The 21,725-nt window shown below is 35.0% G+C and carries 21 protein-coding genes and 1 tRNA gene; 4 read left to right on the top strand and 18 right to left on the bottom strand.

The genetic code is table 11. The features are described from left to right. The 11 genes from porA to ACYQ3X_RS02820 form a co-directional block, all read right to left on the bottom strand. On the bottom strand, positions 1-1,182 hold the full coding sequence (porA, locus tag ACYQ3X_RS02870) for a pyruvate ferredoxin oxidoreductase (RefSeq protein ID WP_460180328.1): 1,182 nt from the start codon (positions 1,180-1,182) through the stop codon (positions 1-3). Beyond that, positions 1,182-1,469, bottom strand: a complete 288-nt coding sequence (locus ACYQ3X_RS02865; RefSeq protein WP_460180327.1) for a 4Fe-4S binding protein — start codon at positions 1,467-1,469, stop codon at positions 1,182-1,184. The genes porA and ACYQ3X_RS02865 overlap by 1 nt, the downstream gene beginning before the upstream one ends. Beyond that, a complete protein-coding gene (locus ACYQ3X_RS02860; protein WP_460180326.1) occupies positions 1,466-2,038 on the bottom strand; it encodes a 2-oxoacid:acceptor oxidoreductase family protein in 573 nt (190 codons plus the stop codon). The genes ACYQ3X_RS02865 and ACYQ3X_RS02860 overlap by 4 nt, the downstream gene beginning before the upstream one ends. 55 nt (positions 2,039-2,093) lie before the next feature. Beyond that, complete coding sequence (locus ACYQ3X_RS02855; RefSeq protein ID WP_460180325.1) at positions 2,094-2,702, bottom strand: DedA family protein; 609 nt, start codon at positions 2,700-2,702, stop codon at positions 2,094-2,096. Between the two features lie 15 nt (positions 2,703-2,717). Next, positions 2,718-2,808, bottom strand: a tRNA-Ser gene (locus ACYQ3X_RS02850). Between the two features lie 23 nt (positions 2,809-2,831). After that, positions 2,832-4,466 carry a methyl-accepting chemotaxis protein gene (locus ACYQ3X_RS02845; protein ID WP_460180324.1) on the bottom strand — a complete coding sequence of 545 codons (1,635 nt, stop codon included), beginning with the start codon at positions 4,464-4,466 and terminating at the stop codon, positions 2,832-2,834. Between the two features lie 16 nt (positions 4,467-4,482). Beyond that, positions 4,483-5,532 carry a DUF933 domain-containing protein gene (locus ACYQ3X_RS02840; RefSeq protein ID WP_460180323.1) on the bottom strand — a complete coding sequence of 350 codons (1,050 nt, stop codon included), beginning with the start codon at positions 5,530-5,532 and terminating at the stop codon, positions 4,483-4,485. Then, positions 5,529-5,792 (bottom strand): hypothetical protein, encoded by a 264-nt coding sequence (locus ACYQ3X_RS02835; RefSeq protein ID WP_460180322.1) that lies wholly within the window; start codon positions 5,790-5,792, stop codon positions 5,529-5,531. The genes ACYQ3X_RS02840 and ACYQ3X_RS02835 overlap by 4 nt, the downstream gene beginning before the upstream one ends. Then, positions 5,776-6,567, bottom strand: coding sequence for a twin-arginine translocase subunit TatC (tatC, locus tag ACYQ3X_RS02830; RefSeq protein ID WP_460180321.1), 792 nt, complete (start codon positions 6,565-6,567; stop codon positions 5,776-5,778). Before tatC ends, ACYQ3X_RS02835 begins: the two co-directional genes overlap by 17 nt. A gap of 6 nt (positions 6,568-6,573) precedes the next feature. After that, entirely contained in the window at positions 6,574-6,894 is a 321-nt protein-coding gene (gene tatB / locus ACYQ3X_RS02825; protein WP_460180320.1) for a Sec-independent protein translocase protein TatB, read from the bottom strand. A gap of 15 nt (positions 6,895-6,909) precedes the next feature. Further along, positions 6,910-7,701 carry a hypothetical protein gene (locus tag ACYQ3X_RS02820; RefSeq protein WP_460180319.1) on the bottom strand — a complete coding sequence of 264 codons (792 nt, stop codon included), beginning with the start codon at positions 7,699-7,701 and terminating at the stop codon, positions 6,910-6,912. Here ACYQ3X_RS02820 and ACYQ3X_RS02815 point away from each other — a divergent pair. Continuing rightward, a complete protein-coding gene (locus tag ACYQ3X_RS02815; protein ID WP_460180318.1) occupies positions 7,677-8,660 on the top strand; it encodes a selenium metabolism-associated LysR family transcriptional regulator in 984 nt (327 codons plus the stop codon). The genes ACYQ3X_RS02820 and ACYQ3X_RS02815 overlap by 25 nt on opposite strands. On the opposite strand, the gene ACYQ3X_RS02810 is transcribed toward ACYQ3X_RS02815, so the two are convergent. Beyond that, positions 8,650-9,387, bottom strand: a complete 738-nt coding sequence (locus ACYQ3X_RS02810; RefSeq protein WP_460180317.1) for a thioredoxin fold domain-containing protein — start codon at positions 9,385-9,387, stop codon at positions 8,650-8,652. The genes ACYQ3X_RS02815 and ACYQ3X_RS02810 overlap by 11 nt on opposite strands. A 79-nt stretch (positions 9,388-9,466) precedes the next feature. Here ACYQ3X_RS02810 and tilS point away from each other — a divergent pair, with 79 nt between their 5' ends. Both tilS and ACYQ3X_RS02800 read left to right on the top strand, forming a co-directional pair. Further along, a complete protein-coding gene (gene tilS, locus ACYQ3X_RS02805; protein WP_460180316.1) occupies positions 9,467-10,849 on the top strand; it encodes a tRNA lysidine(34) synthetase TilS in 1,383 nt (460 codons plus the stop codon). After that, positions 10,816-11,979, top strand: coding sequence for a PDZ domain-containing protein (locus ACYQ3X_RS02800; RefSeq protein ID WP_460180315.1), 1,164 nt, complete (start codon positions 10,816-10,818; stop codon positions 11,977-11,979). The genes tilS and ACYQ3X_RS02800 overlap by 34 nt, the downstream gene beginning before the upstream one ends. Here the strand turns inward: ACYQ3X_RS02800 and hemW are convergent. Beyond that, positions 11,915-13,054 (bottom strand): radical SAM family heme chaperone HemW, encoded by a 1,140-nt coding sequence (gene hemW / locus ACYQ3X_RS02795; protein WP_460180314.1) that lies wholly within the window; start codon positions 13,052-13,054, stop codon positions 11,915-11,917. The genes ACYQ3X_RS02800 and hemW overlap by 65 nt on opposite strands. 17 nt (positions 13,055-13,071) lie before the next feature. On the opposite strand from hemW, the gene ACYQ3X_RS02790 reads away from it, so the two are divergent. Further along, a complete protein-coding gene (locus ACYQ3X_RS02790; RefSeq protein WP_460180313.1) occupies positions 13,072-14,046 on the top strand; it encodes a radical SAM protein in 975 nt (324 codons plus the stop codon). A 35-nt stretch (positions 14,047-14,081) separates the two neighbouring features. Here the strand turns inward: ACYQ3X_RS02790 and ACYQ3X_RS02785 are convergent, their stop codons facing one another. From ACYQ3X_RS02785 to purM, 5 genes are all read right to left on the bottom strand, one after another. Continuing rightward, complete coding sequence (locus ACYQ3X_RS02785; protein WP_460180312.1) at positions 14,082-14,825, bottom strand: 4Fe-4S dicluster domain-containing protein; 744 nt, start codon at positions 14,823-14,825, stop codon at positions 14,082-14,084. Between the two features lie 10 nt (positions 14,826-14,835). Next, positions 14,836-17,898: a formate dehydrogenase-N subunit alpha gene (gene fdnG / locus ACYQ3X_RS02780; protein ID WP_460180311.1), complete on the bottom strand. Its 3,063-nt coding sequence runs from the start codon at positions 17,896-17,898 to the stop codon at positions 14,836-14,838. Between the two features lie 246 nt (positions 17,899-18,144). Then, a complete protein-coding gene (locus tag ACYQ3X_RS02775) occupies positions 18,145-19,554 on the bottom strand; it encodes a sigma-54-dependent transcriptional regulator (protein ID WP_460180310.1) in 1,410 nt (469 codons plus the stop codon). Continuing rightward, on the bottom strand, positions 19,541-20,704 hold the full coding sequence (locus ACYQ3X_RS02770) for a sensor histidine kinase (RefSeq protein ID WP_460180309.1): 1,164 nt from the start codon (positions 20,702-20,704) through the stop codon (positions 19,541-19,543). Before ACYQ3X_RS02770 ends, ACYQ3X_RS02775 begins: the two co-directional genes overlap by 14 nt. Beyond that, a complete protein-coding gene (gene purM, locus ACYQ3X_RS02765; RefSeq protein WP_460181683.1) occupies positions 20,701-21,723 on the bottom strand; it encodes a phosphoribosylformylglycinamidine cyclo-ligase in 1,023 nt (340 codons plus the stop codon). The genes ACYQ3X_RS02770 and purM overlap by 4 nt, the downstream gene beginning before the upstream one ends. Between the last annotated feature and the right edge of the window lie 2 nt (positions 21,724-21,725).

Here is a 21,725-nt window from a genome sequence, read left to right as displayed (position 1 = left end):
TTACTCCCTCACTCCAATGTATTCTTTTAAAACTTTTAGTTTTCCTGTCTTTGCAATTTCAATGAGTTCATCAATAACACCTCGGGCATGCTCTGGCATGTAGTCTCTTCCACCAAGTCCATATATTCTGTTAATTAAAAATGGTTTTTCCTTAAAGTTACACAAACTTGCAGCTATATCAAGATAAAGGGGACCGAAAGAGCCTCCAAAAGCATCTGCTCTATCAAGAACACAGACTGCTTTTAAGTGTTTAAGAGCATTACCAACCTCTTCATAAGGAAACGGTCTGAAAAGTCTCAGTTTTAGCAAACCAACCTTTATGCCCCTATCTCTGTATTCGTCTATCACATCCTTTGTTGTTCCAGCTGCAGAGTTTAAAATAACAATTCCTATCTCAGCATCTTCAAGTCTGTAGGATTCAAAAAGTCCATAGCTTCTTCCAGATATTTTTTCAAACTCCTTTGCAATCTCAACTACTACCTTAGGAACTTTTTTATATACTTCAGAATGGGCTTTTCTTACTTCATGATATAAGTCAGTAAGAATCAAAGGACCATAGCTTTTTGGTTTGTCTATATCTAAGAGTGGATAAAGAGGCTTATATTCACCAACAAATTTTTTAACCACTTCATCATCAAGATACTCAATCCTTTCTATAGAATGGCTTATTATAAAACCATCATAGCAAACCATTACAGGCAGTCTTATATCCATGTGTTCAGCAATTCTGAATGCCTGAATTGTATTGTCATAAGCTTCCTGTGCATTCTCACTCCAGAGCTGAATCCATCCACTATCCCTTGCACCCATTGCATCAGAGTGGTCACAGTGAATGTTTATTGGTGCAGAAAGAGCTCTATTTACAACAGGCATTACAATTGGAAGTCTTAATCCTGAGGCAATAAACAAAATTTCCCACATTAAAGCAAGTCCTTGAGATGCTGTAGCAGTTGCAACTCTTCCACCTGCAGCTGCAGCACCCACACAGGCACTCATAGCAGAATGTTCACTTTCTACAAGAATCATCTCTGTCTTTACCTGTCCATTTGATACAAAAGCAGCAAATCTTTGCATAAGCTCTGTCTGTGGAGTAATTGGATAGGCTGCACAAACATCTGGTTCTATCTGACGAAAGGCATTTGCTACTGCTTCATTTCCTGTTACTGCCACAACCTTTGTCATTATTTTACCTCCTCTTCCATTACAATTGCTTTATTACCTTTTTTACCCGGGCATTCCATAGCACAGATTCCACAGCCTTTGCAGTAATCAAAATCAAAATCCTGCCTCTTTCCGTCCTTAACTTTGACTGCATTATCCGGGCAATAAAGCCAGCAAAGAAGGCATTGAATACAGTTTTCCTCTATCCATCTTGGTTTGAAAGCTCTCCATGAGCCAGTTTTAAACTTAAGAGCACTTCCTGGTTCAAGGAGAACCATTCCTGGTGGTATATCTTTCCATCCTATCATCCTTCCTTCACCTCCTCGTAACCTCTCTTTACAGCAAGAAGGTTACCATCAATTATTTTCTGGGAAAATTTCTTCCCGAAACTTTTTCTTACATCTTCAAGCAATGTTTCAAGATCAACAAGACCTGTCACTTTGTTTAAAGCTCCAACCATCGGAGAGTTTGGCATCGGTCTTCCAAAGCATTCAATGGCAATCTTTGTGGCATCAACAGTGTAAACTTTTTGAGTTGGTTTAAGATTCAACTTTTTTCTTAATTCAGCAGGTTCTTTTGAAGTATTAATTATAAACTTGGCATCCTCTTTTGCTCCTTCAGTAACATCAATGCTTTCTATTAATGTGGGATCAACAACCACAACAACATCAGGATTTGAAACAGGACAATGCATTCTTAGTTCTTTTGAACTTATTCTATTGTATGCTCTGAGGGGCGCACCAGCTCTTTCTGGTCCGTATTCAGGAAATGCCTGAACATATCTACCTCCACTCAGGCAGGCATCTGCAAAAACCTTTGCAGCAGTTACAGTCCCCTGCCCTCCCCTTCCATGCCATCTAATTTCTACCTTTTCCATAAAACACCTCTCAAAAGAAAATTTTAATTATTTTAACAAAAACAAGACAATTTTATCACGAAGTATTATTGGATTTTGTCACATATTTGTAAGACAGGTAGATTATAGCTAAAATTATTGCAACTATAGCTAAAAAACCAACAATATATTCCATATACAACATGCCTTGTTGCACGCTTTCTAAAAATTTACCTCCAAGATACCCTGCTGTAACCATAATCGTAAGAACAACTGCGGAGCCAAAAGAATCAATAATTAAAAATTTTGTCATTGAAACCCGAGTGATCCCTGAGAGTAAAAAAACCTGAGTCCTGAATCCGACAAGAAGTCTGCCAAGCAACATTATAAGGGTGCTGTGTCTACGAAATTTTTTTTCAATTATTAAAAATTTAGCAGGAGAAAGAATTTTTTCAAATCTATGATTTGTTACTATTTTTCTACCAAATTTTCTTCCAGCCCAGTAAAGCATAAAATCAGACAAAATAAGACCTGCGTAAGAAATCAAAACTGCAGGAAGAGGTTTAATTATCCCAACTGAAATCATTACTCCACAGGCAATGAGAATTAAATCTTCAGGGAAGAAAGGAACACCAAGTCCGCCAAGAATTAATAGAAAAAATAAACCTGGATAGGAAAACTGCTCTATGATTGAGTAGGAATTCATTCTTTTATAAAAGAGCGGAGAGGCAGGGATTCGAACCCTGGGTGGAGCTTTTGGCCCCACAACCGCTTAGCAGGCGGCTGCCTTCGACCGACTCGGCCACCTCTCCAACTCTTTTAATAATAACACTGTTTATCTCAATCTTGCAAGATAACCACTTTTAAGCTGCTCTAAAAGTCTGTTTAATTTTTCAAAGTTTTTCTCAGCTTCATCAAAAAGCTTCTTTACCTTTTCATGGTCTCCTGCATTATGAGCTAAAACTATATCTCTACCAAGACTATGACACATCCTGTGAACATCTTCAAACTCTGAAAATCCTGGAAGATCCTTGAATTTCTGTCCTTCTTCACTGTAATACCACTTACCTATTCCACATGAGCGATAGTCAGCAAGTCTGTCAGGATCAAGTCTGTCAATTCCCTTCACATGTGCATGAACTCTTATTATAAGTCTTTCATGGTCTCCTTTAAATATGTCAAAAAGCATCTCCTGGGTTCTCTTTGTTTTTACAGCAGATGCTGTATGTCTCAGATCTGATGAAACATGCAGGATTTCATAGGAATCTTTAACTATTGTTTCTGCAAGACGTTCTATCTGAGATGCTATCTTGGCAGACTCTTCAATGTTTCTTGTTACTTCTTCACTTGCTGCAGACTGTTCTTCAACAGCAGTTGCAATCTGTGTTATCTGATCCTTAAGCTTTGTAACAGCAGATACAATCTCTCCCAATGCATTTCCTATGCTTTTAACAGATTCTGTAACTTCTGTGACTTCTTTAAGTTCTTTTTTCATTGATTGAGAAGTATCTGAAGTTTCTTTTTGAATCATGTTGATTTTCTGAGCAATTTCATCTGTTGCTCTGATTGTCCTTTCTGCAAGTTTACGAACCTCATCAGCAACAACTGCAAATCCTCTGCCTTGCTCTCCTGCTCTTGCTGCCTCTATTGCTGCATTCAAAGCAAGAAGATTTGTCTGGTCAGCAATATCTTTAATCACTGTTACGATCTCTCCTATTTCAGAAGCAGAACTATTAAGTTTTTCTATCATTCTGCCAAGCTCATTTGTTGTCTCATAAACAACATTTACTTTCTGGACCGCATTCTGAGCCAATGTTCCTCCCTTTTTAGCAATTTCCATTGTTTCCTGAGCAGTTTCAGAAGCTTTTGAAGCATTGTTGGCTATATCTGTGATTGTCTGGGTCATCTCTTCAGCAGCTGTGGCAATCTGATTTGCCTGCTGAGATTGTCTTTTTGCTCCTTCAATTGTTTCATCTATCACTCTGTTACATCTGTCAACACTTTCAGCAAGTTTCTGAGAATACTCAAAAGATTTGTCAGTGAGATTTATAAATGTTTGCAAAACCTTATCAATAGCCTTTGCAAGTCTTCCCACAATATCCACTCTGTCCTTAAAACCAATGCTTACAGTTAAGTCTCCTTCAGCTATTTTTTGTAATGCCTGAGCAAGAAGATTAACAGGTTTGTGAGTAACTATATAGGTTATGTAAACTATTGCTGAAGCTGAAATAATCCCTAAAAATCCTAAAACAGCAAAAACAAGCTGAAGTGTTCTTACCTCATTCATTATCTCCACAGGAACTTCTTTAGCACCAAAATGAATTGAAGTGTCATAGGCAATTTTATAAGCACCATAACCAGTAACGATAACTGTTGCAATAACTCCAAAAGCAATAGCTAAAGCCAGAGGAATAACCATTTTCCAGCGTAACTTTACCCTTCTGTCAAGCTCACTTAAAATTTTTTTCATCTCCCCACCTCCAAAATTATACTTTAAATCTAAAAGTTATAATATCCCCATCTTTAACTTCATACTCCTTTCCTTCAAGTCTTAAAACTCCTTTCTGCTTTGCTAAATTAAGGTCTCCTTCTAAGACGACAAAATCATTGTATGATATTACCTCTGCTCGAATAAATCCTCTTTGAATATCAGAATGAATCTTTCCTGCTGCATCTACTGCTAATGTTCCTTTTTTAATACTCCATGCCTTTACTTCCTGTGGTCCTGCTGTAAAAAAAGATATATAATCAAGAATTTCATATGCTTTTCTTATGATTTTTTTACTTACAGGTTCATCTATTCCTATAGCATCAAGAAAATTTGAAATTTCATCCTGAGGAAGTTGAATGATTTCACTTTCAAGTGAACCACATATTATTAAAAAACCTGTATCTTTAAATCTTCCCTCATTAAAGGATTTTTCATCTGCGTTTATAACAGCAAAAGCAGGCTTCAAAGTTAAGAAGTTTAAATGTCTTATCTGTTTAATCTGTTGTTCTGTAATTTTCATTATTCTTAAAGGATTGCCCTCTTCTAGATGATTTTTTAAAAATTCAAGAATCTCCATTTCCGCCTCATTTATCTTCTGCCCTTTCTTTTTATGTTCGGAGATTCTTTCAATTCTTTTAGTCACAAGATCTAAATCAATCATTATAAATTCATATTCAAGTTCATTTAAATCCCTTACAGGATCAATGGTATTGAATTGATAAGGCACTGATAATTCTTCAAAGCCCCGCAAAATATATATTAAAGCATCAGCATCCATCATTTGTTTTATAACTTTTGAATTATGTGAGGGATTATCTTTTATTAATCCTGGTAGATCTATACATTCTACCTGAGCAAAAGTTGTTTTTTTAGGATTTATCATTTCACTTATTTTTCTTAATCTTGGATCATCTACCTGAAGAACTCCTTTGTGAACTTTCTCTGCCTGAGTGGGATATGAAGAAGTTTCAATTTTCTGATAGGCAGTTGCATTGAAAATCGTGGTCTTTCCTGAATTGAAAAACCCAGTTAAAGCAATCCTCATATTTTTCCTTCTATGAAGTTTTTTATAACTACCATGGCTTGATGAAGTCTCTGAAGTTTCATATTTCTTTTTCTTATTAACAAAGGCTCATTAAAGGGAAAAGGATCTGCCCTTATCTGCCGATCTTTTTTAATTATTACATCATGAAGCTCTTTTAAATCTTTTTCTGAAAACTTTTTTAAAAACAACGGATTTACTGTAATAAATCCCTCTGCAATGTCAGAGGCTATAGCTGAAAGTGATTTAGTTCTGCCCTCCATTGTTTCCCCTTTTTTTATTAAGTATTATTGAAACCCATATTCCAAGTTCATAAAGTATGATCATAGGAACTGCCATAAGTGTCTGATTGAATGCATCAGGAGTTGGTGTTATTATTGCTGCAACCACAAAAGCAAGAACTATAGCAAATCTTCTATATTTTTTCAGTGTCTGAGGAGTTATTAATCCCATTCTTGTTGTGATCACAATCAAAATTGGTAATTCAAAAACAACTCCGAAAGCAAGAAGAAACTTCAGTAAAAAATCTATGTAAAGCCCCACAGAAAGCATGGGCATTAAAAAGTCTCCTACTTTATAATTAAGTAAAAATCCCATAGCAAAAGGAAGAACAATTAGATAACAGAAAGCAACACCAGCTAAAAAAAGTCCTGTTGCACTTAAAACAAAGGGCAAAACATATTTTTTTTCATGAGAATAAAGACCCGGAGAGACAAATCTCCAGAGCTGATAAAAAATTACAGGAATTGTAAGAACAAATCCTGATACAAGTGCAATCTTCATGTTCATCCAGAAGGCTTCTGCAGGTCCTAAAAAAACGAGCTTTGTATTATGAAGCTTCTGGTCAGGAACAAAAACCAGTCCTTCTTTCAATGAAAACTGGGGAGTAAATTCAAGAGGAAAAAGCAGAAGTTTAAAAATATATTCAGAATAACTAAATGTAAATATAAAAGCTATAATCAGAGCTACAAGACATATTAAAATTCTCTTTCTTAGCTCTGAAAGATGCTCTATTAAAGACATCTTCTGTTCTTCCATCCATTATTACTCCTTTTTTTCAATCTCTTTTCTGGCAATATTTTCAATATGTTTATCTATTCTAAGATCAGAAATAGATGGTAAGTCTTTAAAAAGTTCTTCTTTAAGCTGGAGAGGGTCTTTTATCTCCTTTTTGGCTTCTTCAACGGTTTCTTTAACTTCCTGAAGCTCCTTTTCCATCTCAGATTTTGCTCCCTGAAAAGCCTTTTTTATTTCATTAATTGTTTTACCAAGCGTATATCCGAGCTCAGGAAGTCTTTTTGGACCAAATACAAGCAAAGCAACGATAAATATTACAATGAGTTCCTGAAATCCTAAATCAAACATGAAACTATTATAACATTATTCAACATCTTCTACAATTCTTTTTATTTTATGTTTTTCTCCAGGTAGCACCACACTTATGCCAAACATAAATCTCACATCTGGATTCCTGTTTTTTATGTCAAAACCTGTACTTACTGTTGTATAAGAGAAATCTGTTACCCTGACTCTGTAACCAAGCCTCCATTCTACAAGGTCTATTTTATTTTTATCAATAGCCTTTCGTCCGATTATTTCAAAGAGAATAGAAGAGTTATAGCTTACTTTAAGCTCTGAACCAAGATTCATGTTCCATGTTTCTTTTAAGCCTTCTTTATTCGGTCTAAAATAAATTATGTTTCCATGAGCTTTTACAGGTCCTATTTTTTTTGTCACAATAAAACCTCCTCCAATGCCTCCTTCTGTTGAGAACTCTTCACTACCAAAATCTCCTGAAACATAGAGCATGTATGCAAAAGCTGGTAAATAGGTTGTTTCATCAATTATCCTGTGTTTAAAGCCAAAATTAATATCCTCTGCACCATTGTCATTAAGAGAATTATGGTATGAAAGATTATAGGGCAGATTAGCAATAATCTCCACATTATTGGTTAATCCATAAGAAACATTCAGATTCGTTCTTTTTATATCAGGATCATTTGTCATTTCATAACTCAGATCAATTGCTACCTGATTCTGTTTTGGAGTATCTGCAGAAAAAGTAGAGATTACACAGAATGGTGCAGTAGGTGAAAATCCTTTTCTGTCAAAGGCATAGGCACAAGGAGTTAAAATCAAAACAAAAATTGAAAAAATTATCAATCGTTTCATTTAAAGAAAGAATAGCAAAAAAAGCAAAATCTGTCAAATTAATTATTAATCCTGGTAAAATGTTTTCTATGGATATTCATCAACTAAAAATTTTTATTTCTGTATTCAAAAATAAAAGTTTCTCAAAAGCTGCCAGAGAGCTTTTCCTCACACAACCAACAATAAGTGAACATATTAAAACTCTTGAGGAAGAATTGAACTGCAAGTTGTTTGACAGATTCGGAAAACTCATTATCCCCACAAAAGAGGCAGAAATACTATATGAACATGCATGTGGAGTAATAGAAAAGGTTGAAACTCTGAAAGAGATTTTACAAAAAATAAAATCCGAACCATCGGGTGATCTCCATATTGTAGCAAGCAGCATTCCAGGGACATATATTTTACCAAGATTGATATCTTCTTTTAAAAAGATTTATCCCAATATTTCAGTTCAGATAGACATCTCAGATTCAAAATCCGTTATAGAAAACTTACTTTCAGGGCAAAGTATACTGGGAGTGGTAGGAACAAAACTTCATGAATCAAAAATCAATTATCTTCCTTTTATGAATGATGAACTTGTAATTGCAAGCCCTGATTTTATAAAAGAATCTTTTATTGAACCAGAAGAACTTCTGAAACTTCCATTTATAATGAGGGAGGAAGGCTCTGGAACAAGAAAAGAAATGGAAAGATGGCTTAATGAAATGGGAATTGATGTAGAAAAACTCAATGTGGTATGCACACTAAGTAGCACAGATGCTGTTAAAGAGGCAATTAAAAATAAAATAGGCATATCAATACTTTCAATCCATTCAATTAAGGATGAAGTAGAATGCGGAAAACTTAAAGTTGTAAAAATAAAGAACTACACAATGAGTAGAACCTTTTACATAGCTACTCATGCAAAAAGAAGTTTACCTTACATATACAGGCTTTTTTATGAATTTTTGCATGAAAAAGCCTTTAGTTTATGATACTGTCAAGTCCCTCAGGCGAAAAACCAATTATGCGTTTTCCATTGAAAGAAATAAAAGAAGGCGTACCATTTACATTAATCTTATTCATAAGAGCAATTGAGTTTTCTATCTTTTTAACTCCCTCAAAGCATTGCTGCCCTGTCCATTTTGAACTAAGATAATCATTGAATTGCATTCCTGAACATACTGCTCTTATAGCTTTCTGTTTTGCCTGAGGATGAAGTCTTTCAAGAGGAAAAAATATAACTTTCACTTCCACTTTTCTTGAATCTGCCCATTGCTTAACTGAGTTTTTTGCTCTTTCACAAAATGGGCAATCTGGATCAGTAATCATGTAAACATATTTATTAGCACCATCTGGTTTGTATGAAAAAGCAACAACTTTTTCAATTTCTGATTGAAAATTCTTAAAACTTTTCTCCTGAATCCTTTCTAAGGTTGCTTTACTTAAAAATACTCCATCTTTATAAATGTCTCCAAATATGAAAGTTTTGCCATCAGGATATGCATAAAACACATTTAATCCACCGCCTTTTTGAATTACAATCTGGCATAGATTTGTTCCTTTAATTTCATTTTTTTCAACAATGCTGTCAAAATCAATTTTTAATGTTTCTTTTAAATTCTTTTCTTTGATGTTTGAACAAGAATTAGTGGAGAGATTACAAGATGAAAGAATGAAGCTTAAAAATAAAAAAATTAAAAAAAATCCTGCTTTTTTCATTTTATCTCCCTTTTATTTTTTAATTAGTTTAAAAACAAATCTCTCAAAAAAATCAAGATAGATTTGTTAAAATTAACAGATGGATATAATCAAAAAAGTCAAACATACAATTGACAAATACAACATGATTTCAACTGAAGATCATGTCCTTGTTGCTCTTTCAGGAGGACCTGATTCTGTTTGCCTTCTTCAGATTTTAAATATACTTAAGCCTGAATACAGATTAAAAATCTCAGCAGCCTATATAGATCATGGACTAAGACCTGATGATGTTCCGAAAGAAATTGAATTTTGTAGGCATTTGTGCGAATCCCTCAATATACCCTTTTATACGCAATCAATAGATGTTAGAAACTTTGCAAAAACTGAAAAGATAAATATCCAGGAAGCAGCAAGAGTTCTGAGATATGGAGCACTGGAGCAAATAAGTATTAACATTAAGGCACATAAAATTGCATTAGCGCACAATGCTGATGATCAAGCTGAAACTGTTATAATGAGACTTTTAAGAGGAGCAGGACCAGCTGGATTGAGCGGAATTCCTCCAGTAAGAAAAAAAATCATAAGACCTCTGATAGAAGTTGAAAGAGCAGAAATAGAAAAATTCCTGTCAGAAAAAAACATTTCCTATATTATTGATCCATCAAATGAGAGCTTAAAGTATTTAAGAAATAAAATAAGAAAGACCTTGATGCCTGTTGTAAAATCAATCTCTCCGCAGGCTACAAAAATTATTTCAAGAACTGCTGATATTTTAAGAGAAGAAAACGATTATATAAATATAGCAGTAACAAAAGCTTTAATGCGACTTATGAGCAGAAAAACAGATAAAACAGTTGAACTCTTCTGTAATCCAATGGAAGTACTCAATATAGTTATATTAAGAAGAGCTTTAAGAGTTGCCATTGATAGTGTGAGAGATTTAAAAGGTCTAACTTTTGATCACATAGAAGACATAATAAAACTTATAAAAAATGGTAAACCAGGTGACAGATTATATCTTCCAAAAGGAATTAGAGCTATAAAGGGATATTCAACTTTAACAGTAACAGCAGAGCTTCCAAAAAGACTTTCTACTTATGAAATACATGAGCCTATGGATATTTATCTTAAAGAAGCTAATGTCTTTCTAAGTCTAAAGGAAATAAAAAGAGAGGATCTTCAAGATTTCGGGAATGGGAAAAGTATAATTTATATTGACATGGATAAAATTAAATTTCCGCTAATTATAAGAGCAAGAAAACCAGGAGACTACTTTTATCCTTTTGGTTTTGGAAAAAAGAAAAAGCTTCAGGATTTCTTTGTTGATGAAAAGGTCCCGAGAGATGAAAGAGACAGTATTGCAGTAATTGAAAGTAATGGAGAGATTGTGTGTATTGCAGGCTACAGACTTGACGACAGATTCAAAATTGATGATAATACAAAGAGATGTTTACAGATAAAAATTATGCCAAAGTTGTAATCACTGTTTTTATTCTGGTAACCATTACTTTAGTTTCAAAAACTCTTTATTCTGAAGAAAATTTTTCCACATCAATAAAAAATAAATTTGATACAATCTATCAAAGATTTTCAGATTCCATAATCCCTCTTCCGGAAGGAGTGGCTGTTGCAATAGACAGAAACTATGCCATACTTCCAGCCACAATTGTTGAGAAAGTAAAAAATCCTGTGGTTGCTGTAGATTCAAAATTAAATATAGCTGTAATAAAACTCAATAGAGATCTCAAACCAGTAAACTTTGGGCTATCAGCAACAAAAGATGAAATATTTTTCCTCTTGACATTCTTTGAAGAACCATCTTTACTGCTTGTAAAAGGAAAACTTAAAAACAGTAAACTCCAGATTCAGGGCAAACAGATTCCTGGTTCTCTGCTTCTTTCTCTTGATTTAACACCAATCGGAGTTATCACAGAAAGCGATAATGTTTCAGAGGCTTTGTTGATTGAGCCTGTTTATTCAGAGATCAATAAATTGATAAAAAGAAAACCAGGCTGGTTAGGACTTCAGGGGCAAACATTAACTGCTCAACTCAGCAAAATATTTAATGCTTCTGAAGGAGTGTTAATTACAAATATTTATGAAGGTGGTCCATCAGACAGAGCAGGATTAAAAAGAGGAGATGTAATTGTTGAAGCGGATAGTTACATGATTAAAGAGTTAAAAGATCTGCAAAATATAATCTCAACAAAGTTTGCTGGAGACTCTGTCAATTTAAAGATTTTAAGAGAAGGACTTTATAAAAATTTTCAAGTAATCCTTGAAGAACCTCCAGAAACTCTGCTTCAGACAAAGTCTTTTCATACATCAAAGATAAAAGGTGTTGAGATTATAGAAATTCCTGAAGAAATAAAGGCAAATTTAAAGAAATCTATAAAGGGTGTCTATGTAAAGAAAGTTAATGAAGACAGTCCTGCACTTGGAATACTTAAAGAGGAAGATATAATTATTGAGATTAACAAAAAACCAGTAAACTCCATGAGTGATTTTAATGATATCATCTCAAAAACAGCAGACTCTGACCTTCTCATTCTTGTTTACAGGCAGGACAGTTTTCAATATGTAATAATACCCTGGCAAAAATCTCGTTAGAGATAAGCATTCCTTTATCTGTAAGTTTCACTTTATTACCTGAAATGCTGAGCAGTTTTTCCTTTTCAAAATCCTTTAAAAACTCAAGCAAACATCTTTCTTTAAGATTGATGCCTTCTGTCATCCTCAACCCGAGAAAAATCTTTTCTTTTAATGACTCCACTTTATCAACAGAATAATCATCTATCCACGCAAGTTTACCGTTAAGTAAAGAATTTGCATAAAGAAATAAATTTAAGGGATTGTGAAACCTTTTTCTATCAATAAAGGAATGAGCTGAAGGACCAAGCCCGAGATATGGTTTTCTTAACCAGTATGAAATATTGTGTTTGCATTCAAAGCCTGTCCGAGCAAAGTTTGATATCTCATATTTTTTGAATCCTTTTTCTTTAAGAAAATCTGTGATAAGCTCATACATTAAAGCAATATCATCCTGTGAAAAAAGTGAAAAATTCCCAGCATAAAGCTCCTTCCAAAGTGGTGTATTTTCTTCCACTGAGAGTTCATATGCTGAAATGTGGCTGACAGCTGTGTTGACTGCTTTATTAAGAGTTTCCTTCAAGCTTTTCAATGTCTGTACTGGAATCCCATAGATCAAATCAATTGATATGTTTTCAAAGCCATTTTCTAAAGCAGTTTCAACGGTTTTAACTGCTTCCTGAGCATTATGAATTCTTCCTAAAAATAAGAGTTCTTTATCATTAAATGACTGAACTCCTATGCTTAATCTGTTAATTCCGTAATCTTTTAACAAATCAAGCTTTTCCATGTTAAGAGTTTTAGGATTTATCTCAATTGAAAACTCCACATCTCGGGCTATTTTAAAATTTTTTCTTAAACCTGAAAGAAGACTTTCCAAACCATGTATGCTCAAGGATGAAGGCGTTCCTCCACCTATATATATTGTTTTAAGAAGATGGGGAAGATGTTTTGCAATCTCTATTTCTTTTAGAATTGCCTTAATATAAAGCTTTTCTAAATCTCTATCATAGGGCAATGAATAGAAACTGCAGTATTTACACTTCTTTATGCAAAAAGGAACATGAACATAGAGAGATGAAAAAAATGAAGTCATAGTTTATAATAACTAAAATGAAACTACTTGAAAAAATTTTAATGCCTCATCTTGACTGGATTCAGGTTGAAGTCTCAGGTTTTTGTAATGCTTCCTGCTTTTACTGTCCTCATACAACGCACAGAAAATCATGGAAAGGAAAAAACCTTAGTCTCTCTGAATTTTCTCTTATTGCACCATACCTTAAAAAAGTCAGGCTCCTTTATCTTCAGGGATGGGGTGAACCTTTCTGTAATAGCGATTTTTTTAAATTCGTAGAGATTGCAAAAAAATATGGATGCAGAGTTGGTACAACAACAAATGGAATGTTAATTGAGCAATCCCATATAGAAAAAATAATTGATCTTCAAATGGATGTGATAGCTTTTTCATTGACAGGTATAAAGAAAAATGACGAATTGCGTGCTGGAACCAAGATTGACAGGATTTTTAAAATAATTGAGCAATTAAACAAGATGAAAATAAAAAAAGAATCCTCAAATCCAAAGATTCACATTGCTTACATGCTTCTTAAATCAAACTTTGATGAGCTGGAAGAAATTCCTGAAATTTTTAGCAAAAAAGGCATTGCCCATGTTGTGATAAGTCTTCTTGATTTTGTTCCTGAATCTTCTCTTAAAGATGAATCCCTTGTTCCTGAAACAGAGGAAGAGTTCAATATTTTAAAAAATAAAGCAGTCAATGTCATAAAAGAGGGGAAAAAACTTAATCTATCAATATCCTTTAACATTCCTCACCCATTCAAAAAAGGAAAAAGTTGTTCTGAAAATCCATTGAAGTCAATTTTTATAAACTCTCTTGGATATGTTTCTCCATGTGTATTCACAGGGATCCCGGCAAAGGGATTTAAAAATATCTTTTTTGGCAACATAACTGAAAAAACTCTACCATTTATTTTAAGAAATTCTAAGGATTTCAGAAAAAAATTTATTTCAAATGATTCCTCTTTACCATGTAATAGTTGTCCAAAACGCAGGATAGTGGAATTATAAATTGAGGGGAGGAGTGAACCTCCCCTCTGTAAAAGTTATTTCTTTACTTCTTCAGTAGATTTCTGAGCAAGATATTTGATGAAGGTGGAAGTTGTTGAACCACTTCTTCCTACAAGTGTTCTTAACACAGAACCCCAGAATGCAACAGACTCTGATATACGAGGTGATTCTACAAGCTGGTAAACCTTTGGTGAATCCTTAAGGGCAAATACAACTCCCAGTCCTCCAAGGTCTGTCTCACCATAAAGCTTGAATCCCTTAGCCTTTGCTTCTTTAATAAGTGCATCTCTGTCACCGAATTTAATAGCTCCTGTTGGACATGTCTTTGCACATGCAGGTGTAAGTCCAGCCTGAACTCTGTCAATGCACATGTGACATTTTGAAATCTTACCTTTTCCACCCTGATCATATCTTGGAATATCAAAGGGGCAGGCAGAACGGCAGGCATGACAGGCTATGCATTTGTTCTTGTCATAATAGACAATACCTGTTTCTTTATCTTTTATCAATGCACCAACAGGGCATATCTGAACACAGGCAGGCTCACCACAGTGCATGCATCTTTGGCTCACAAAAAGCCATTTTATTCCCTTAGAATCAGCGTGCTCTATAAATCTGATTCTGTTGAAGTTATTTGCATCAAGGTCTGGTGGATTTTCATGGGTTCCATTGTTTTTTGTCTTTGTTGCAGGAAGCTGGTTCCACTCCTTGCATGCCACCTGACAGGCTCTGCATCCTATGCATATATCTGGTGTTATTAACAATCCCTTACGTGCCATTTTTCACCTCCTATGCCTTCTCTATGTTTACCATGAATGCCTTTGTCTCAGGTATCATGGTATTGGGATCGCCCACTGATGGCGTGAGAAGATTTGCACTGTCTCCACCAGAACCATCCTTAGGCCACTGCCATCCAAAGTGCCATGGAAGTCCTACAATATGAATGGTCTGACCTAAAACTTTCATTGGCTGAAGTCTTGGAGTAACTATTGCAATTGCCCAGAGCTTTCCTCTTGCTGAAGAAACAATCACTTTATCTCCACTCTTTATTCCCTTTTCCTTTGCAAGTACTGGATCAATCTCTGCAAATACCTGAGGCTCCAGTTCAAGTAACCAGTCAGTATGTCTTGTCATTACTCCTGTCTGCCAGTGCTCTGTTACTCTGTATGTTGTACCCACATATGGATATCTTGTGTCACAAAATACAAAGGTATCTGCATCAGTACCAAAAAGTTTTACTGTTGGATTTATTCTGTGTTTCTTGTAAAGTGGATTTTCTGAGAACGGACACTCAAGAGGCTCATAGTGAGTAGGGAATGGTCCATCTGCTAATCCAGGACCAAATATTGCACCCACTCCAAGAGGCTTCATTATGAATGGAAGCTTTCCGCCTTCCATTACAAGTGGAGGTGCAGGTCCATCTGGCACATCCCCAACCCATTTCTTGTTTACTGCATCCCATTTAATTACAGCTCTCTTTGGATCCCATGGATTACCCTGTGGATCAACACTTGCACGGTTGTAAAGTATTCTTCTGTTTACAGGCCAACACCATGCCCAGTTCGGATAAAGCCCAAGTCCTGTTGGATCTTCCTTTCCTCTTCTTGCCATCATGTTACCTGCATCAGTATAACTTCCAGAATATATCCAGTTACCACATGCTGTGCTACCATCATCTCTGAGAAATACAAAGCTTGGGAGTTGCTGACCTTTTTTGTATGCTTTTTTGTCCACAGGATGTTCTGCTATGTCAGTGGTAAAGTATCCGTTTATCTCTTTGGCAACTTTATGAGTATCAATGTGTTTTACTTTTCCGTTTTTGTCTGTTTCACCATAATTCCATGTAAGATAAATTATTGGCTCAGGAAATGCTCCCTTCTCTTTTTCATAAAGTCTCTTTACTCTGAAGTAAAGCTCATTAATTATCTCTGCATCTGGCATCGCTTTACCAGGTGGATTAACTGCTTTGTATCTCCACTGGGCAAGTCTTCCTGAGTTGGTAATACTTCCTTCTTTTTCCACAGAGCTTGCACAGGGTAAGAAAAATACCTCAGTTTTTATCTTCTTTGGATCCATACCTGGACCACGCCAGAATGAAGCTGTTTCATTATCCCAGAGATTGACTACTACAAGCCAGTCAAGCTTAGCAAGTGATTTTCTTGTTTTGTTAGAATTGGCACCTGAACATGCTGGATTCTGTCCCCAGGCAAAGAATCCTTTAATATTTCCTTTGTACATCTGATCAAATATCATAAGCCATGAGCAGTCCTGCCCATCATCTCTCTTGGGAAGATAACTGTAACAGAAATCATTTTCCTTTGTGGCTTTTTCACCGTATAAAGCCTTTAAATAACTCACAATGTACTTTGGTCTGTTAGACAACCAGTTAACACTCTTTGGCTCTTTTGTTTTTGGAGTATATTTTTCAATGTATTTTGTAAGATCTACATCGCTTGCCACAGGTGTGGGGTTGTATCCTGTAAGGATATGGAAAAGAAGTCCGTGGTCAGTTGAGCCCTGAACATTTGATTCACCTCTCAGAGCATTTACGCCACCACCTGCCATTCCTATATTGCCAAGTAGCATTTGAATAATAGAAAAGGCTCTTACATTCTGAACACCTACAGTATGCTGTGTCCAGCCCATTGCATAACATTCTGTCATAACTTTATCTGGTTTACCTGTTGAGGCGAGGATCTTGTAACACTCTTCAATTTTTTCCTTTGGTGCTCCTGTAATATTTGCTACTGTATCAATGGTGTATCTTGAATATTGTTTCTTGAGTAACTGGAAAACACAATTTGGATGCTGAAGCGTTGGGTCTTTCTTTGGTACTCCATTTTCATCAAGTTGATACTTCCAGGTGGATTTGTCATAGGCTCTCTTTTTCTCATCATATCCTGAGAATACTCCATCAAGCTCTTCAGCGGTTTTAAAGTTTGGATCAACAAGGAATGATGCATCTGTGTAGTTTACTACATATTCTTTGAAATAGAGATTGTTGTCAATTATATATTTAATCAAACCACCAAGAAATACAATGTCTGTTCCAGAACGAATCGGAACATAAAGGTCTGCTTTTGAAGCTGTTCTTGTAAATTTTGGATCAACTACAATGAGTTTAGCTCCTCTTTGTTCCTTAGCTTTCATTATCCATTTCATTGAGACAGGATGGTTTTCTGCAGGATTACCACCCATAACTAAAATAACATCTGCATTTCTAAGATCAATCCAGTGGTTTGTCATTGCTCCTCTACCAAACGACTCTGCCAGAGCCGCTACAGTAGCGGAGTGTCATATACGAGCTTGATGTTCAATATAAACAAGCCCCCAGGAACGCATTAATTTTTGAAGAAGATAGCATTCTTCATTATCAAGGGCTGCTGAACCAACATGGGCAATGGCATCAACTCTGTTTACAACCTGTCCTTGAGCATTTTTTGTAATAAAATACTTATCCCTTGTCTTCTTTACAAGCCTTGCAATCTTGTTTAAAGCCTCCTCCCAGCTTATCTTTTTCCATTCTGTAGCTCCAGGTGCACGATAAAGGGGTTCTGTGACCCTGTAAGGATTGTTTGCCATCTGATAAATTGAGGCACCTTTTGGACATAGTGTTCCTTCATTAATAGGACTATCCGGATCTCCTTCTGTGTTAATTACTTTTCCATCCTTTACAGAAACAATGATACTACAGCCAACAGAACAGTAAGGACAGATTGTAGTTGTCTCCTTAGCGCCCTTTGTTCTTAGCTCAGCTGCATAGGCTTTTGCAGGCTCAAGATTAAGACCAAGTGAGCTAAGAAGGAGAGCGCCTGTTGAGATTTTAAGAAAACTTCGTCTGGTAAGTTCCATAAACCTCCTCCTTCTTTAGTTTTTAAATAAAAAGGGAAGCTTTGAGGTTTCATGCCTCAACCGCTTCCCCTGTCCACCGATTAAACTCATCAGGGGGCTGTATGGAAAATTTAATCGGTTCATCTATTTAACTTATTAACAATCTATATGCCACATAAAATTTTCATATAATTCAAAAACTTTTTTAACAAAGCGGGTGCAACTAAGGTTGCTTGAACTATAATTTAGAAAAAATTTTTTCAGGGGTTATTTTTTATGCAATTTATGCAATCTTTTATTAAGTGCCTGCCTTGTTATACCAAGCATTGAAGCTGCAATACCCTGATTCCCTTTAGCTCTTCTTAAAGCTTCATGGATAAGCAGTTCTTCCATTTCCTTTAATGTGGGAAGTTTATCAGGAAATCTCATCTGGATATAAAACTTTACTATCTCACTTTTAAGCTCTTTATCAATGGAATTGCTTATGTCTATCATATCTTTGAAGAGTTCTAATGACAAAATGGAGGATTTACACCGAGCCACTGCATCATAGATTATCATTTTTAATTCTCTTATATTTCCTGGAAAGCTGTAATTCATTAAAAGAATTAATAACTCTTTTGGATACTTGGGAGGTTTTTTCCCCAGCTGTTGTGCAGCTTCTGCAATAAAATGCTCAACTAAAACAGGTATATCATCCTTTCTTTCTCTTAAAGGTGGAAGATGTACATGATGTGCTTTGAGTCTGTAAAATAAGTCCTTTCGGAAAATCCCTTTGTTAACCATATCATGTATATCCTGATTTGTGGCAACTATAATTCTTGCATCAGTGCTTTTCGGGATATCAGAACCAAGAGGATAATAAACTTTTTCCTGAATAACCCTTAACAGCTTAAGTTGAGAAGCCTCAGATAAATCTCCGATTTCATCAAGAAAAAGAGTTCCTCCTTTTGCTCTTAAAATAAGTCCTTCCCTGTTAGATATCGCTCCTGTAAATGCTCCTTTTCTGTGACCAAATAGAGTATCAGAAAACATTGTATCATCAAGTCCTGCCACATTTACTGCCACAAAATCACCTTTTTTGCCGCTTATTTTATGAATTGCTTTTGCCACAAGTTCCTTTCCTGTTCCTGTTTCACCTGTTATTAAAACAGGTTGCTCTGTTTTGGATATTACTTCTATGTATTGAAAAATACCTCTCATTTTTTGATTTACAGTAATAATTTCTGAAAAAGCCTCTTCATGTTCAAGTTTATCCTCTATTAAGCGATGCTTTAATCCTGAAATCTCCTCCTTCAGGCGATTCATTTCCAATGCTTTTTTTATTGATAAAATTAGCTTATTTTTTTCAACAGGCTTTACCAGATAATCAGAAGCACCTATTTTTATGCATTCAACAGCTGTTTCTATGTCTTTTATTGCTGTTAATATAATTACAGGAATGTCAGGATATTCCACTGATATATATTTTAAAAGTTCAAAACCTGAGATATGTGGCATTGAAAGGTCAAGCAGTAAAATAGAAAATGCTCTTTCTTTTAAAATTACAGGAAGTTCTCTTGGATCCTCAATTAAAATAACATCATTGATTCCCGATTGTTTCAGAATTAATGAATATGTATACAAAGACTCCTTTTCATCATCTATTATTGCAACAGAGTAATTAAAGTTTTCCATGTCCATGATAACAGGGCAAATAAATGATTATTTGCGTACCTGTATTTTCTTCTGATTTAATTGTGATTTCGCCGCCAACTTCTTCTATAATGCACTTTGAAAGATAAAGTCCAAGCCCTGAACCACCTGATGAATATTTTGTTGAAAAAAATGGCTCAAAAATATAAGGCATTATATCCTTAGAAATTCCAATGCCTTCATCTCTGATTTCAATGTATATTTTATCTCTTTTTATGCCTGTGGAGATAAAAATTCCCTTTTTTCTGTCAGGTAATGCCTGTAAGGCATTCATTAACAGATTTATTATAACCTGCTCAATCTTTTGCGTATTACCTCTTATTTTTGGTAATCCTTCTTGAAGATTAAGACCAAAATTTTCAGTATGCATAAAAATATGATGATTAAGCATTGTTACCACTCTCTTTATCACTTCATTTACATCAATAATTGAGAATTCAGATTTTAAACCTTCTTTAATGTATTTTCTGAAATCATCAATGGTATCTGAAACTCTCGTTATACCCTCCATGATTGACAGCATAAGTCTTGGAATAATTTTTTCAATCTCTGTAGATGAGATTCCTCCCAGCAAAAACTCACCATTTTCATTCTCATACTCTTTAACAAGATTAAAAACATCCTGCCATGCCTGCAATGTTATTCTGAGATTATTCAACATAAAATTACAGATGTTGTTTATTTCGTGAGATATACTTGAAGTAACCAGATCAATTGATTTTAGTTTGTCCTGCAGTATTAATTGAGCATTTCTTCTTCTTTTTTCTTCCTTTTTCCTTATTTTTTCTGTTATGTCATTAAATTTAAAAAATACAACTCTCTGATCCTCCCATTCCAAAGGATACAAACTGAAAAGCAAAACCCCTTTACTGCCATCATTTTTTCTATAACTTATAACCCTTTGGTCTTCTATGCTGTAGCAATCATGAATTAATCTAATAAAGTTTTTATACTCCTGTTCTTCAAAAAATTCTGATAACTCTGAATGCACACCAAAAAAATTCATTGCAGGCTGATTCATATAGATTATCTCTATTCTTTCAGGATCAAAAAGTATCAATGGCTCTGAATAGAAATTTATAAATTTTAAAAAAACTTCTCCTAATTGGACTTCTCTATGAAATATCTTCATTCTACTTTAATTTTTCCTTTTCCTGTGATTATTTCACCAATACAGTAAGCTCTGTATCCTTTTTTATTTAAAATATTCAATGCCTTTTTCACATCTTTACTGTCAATGATAAAAATATAGCCTATTCCCATGTTGAAAACTTTAAACATCTCTGATTCTTTCACCTTTCCTGTTTCTTGAATAAGTTGAAATACTGGATGAATCTGCCATTGTTTTTTATATAGCACAGCAGTTTTATTTTCAGGGAAAATTCTTGGTAAATTTCCAGGAATTCCACCACCTGTTATATGCGCCATGCCTTTAACCTTAACTTTTCCTTTAAGAGCAAAATAGGCTTTAACATAGATTTGAGTGGGCTTGAGTAATTCCTCAGCAAGACTGCAACCCAATTCAGGAACATACTGATCTATTTTCATTTTTGCTCTCTCAAAAAGAACTTTTCTTACAAGAGAAAAACCATTGCTGTGAAGTCCTGATGAAGCAACACCTATTATTGCATCTCCTTCTTTTATTTCTCTTCCATCAATAATTTCTCTTTTTTCAACCACTCCCACAGCAAAACCTGCAAGGTCATATTCCTCTTTTTTATAAAAGCCAGGCAGTTCAGCAGTCTCACCTCCTATAAGTGCACAGCCTGCCTGCCTGCAACCTTCAACAATGCCTTTCATAACCTGAGTTGCTCTTTCAGCATTGAGCTTTCCTACAGCAAAATAATCAAGAAAAAATAAAGGCTCTGAACCAACCGTCAGAATATCATTCACACACATAGCAACAAGGTCTATTCCAACTGTATCGTGTCTGTCTACTTCAAAGGCTATTTTAAGCTTTGTTCCAACTCCATCTGTTCCACTTACCAGCACTGGCTCTTTGTATTTTTTTATATCCAGACTAAATAATCCTGCAAAAAGTCCTATCTCAGTAAGAACTTCTCTCCGAAAAGTTGTCTTCACAAGAGGAGAAATCATTTTTACAAATCTTTCCGCTTCATCAATATCAACACCAGCTTGCTTGTAAGTAATGC

It is taken from the genome of Thermodesulfovibrio sp. TK110, from assembly GCF_054658355.1.
The sequence above is the reverse complement of the archived record's forward strand: the minus strand, read 5'-3'. Positions and strand labels throughout refer to the sequence as shown.